General features: G+C 26.4%; 1 protein-coding gene. It reads right to left on the bottom strand.

The window, feature by feature from the left end:
• Positions 1–908: hypothetical protein (locus tag BBROOKSOX_RS11805; RefSeq protein ID WP_180324068.1), on the bottom strand; the 908-nt coding region annotated here is incomplete at both ends.

The following is a 908-nucleotide window of genomic DNA, read 5'->3' as shown; positions in this document are numbered from 1 at the left end:
GCCCAACCCCTACAACTTTATCACTCCAAATTATATTTGTATAATCAATTTCAGTAAAAATATTATCAAATATTTTTATCTCTGTAAAACTTGATAAATTAATACTCTGAAAGTCTGTTTTACCAATCGAAGTATTGTCAATTTGAAACTTTTTATTGCCTTTTGCTTCATCTTTTTGATGGGGATTATGGAAATATTCATGCTCTATTATTAAAATATTGATTTTATAAAGTTTAAATTTCCCTATATTCCTAAAATTTGTAAGCTGAAAATTTTCAAAATGACAATCCCCGATACTTAATTCTGTATTTTGTGGAAGTTTTAAATTTGATAAAATAAAATCCTCAACACTAACAAAGCCAATTCTTAAATATACCCCGTCATTAACAGAACAATCTTTTAAATGTAATTTATTAAGGTATAGTTTTGTTTCTTGAACAGTTTCATATTCGCCAAAATCTGTTCCACCTGGCAATTGCGGTCTTCGTCCACTATTTCTAATTTTAAGTTTTTTAGAAAAATGACACTGATTAAAAATAAACGATAAGTCATTTTCATTATGGTCAAACTCTATTAAACATTCATCTTCAAATTTTGCATTCCAAAAAGCAAAATTTGGAATACTTATAACTCCAACTTTAGAAAGCCAATCAGAAACACCAGAAACACCAGAAACACCATACCCTTGCTTTATTGTTACTTTTTTTAAAAAAATATTATTACAAAAAATATATAAAACCGATTTTTCTACTTCTGTTGAAGAAAAAAAATCAATTAAAGATAGCTCAAAATTAAAGATACATTTTTCATCGAGATATTTCTTGTTTGTACTTATATCGTCTAAAAACTTAAAGTCTTCTCCTTTTGTTACTTTAAAATTTTCTTCACATTCCCTTAAGGAATTTATC

This window comes from bacterium endosymbiont of Bathymodiolus sp. 5 South (assembly GCF_900128535.1).
Taxonomy (GTDB): domain Bacteria; phylum Pseudomonadota; class Gammaproteobacteria; order PS1; family Pseudothioglobaceae; genus Thiodubiliella.
The sequence above is the reverse complement of the archived record's forward strand: the minus strand, read 5'-3'. Positions and strand labels throughout refer to the sequence as shown.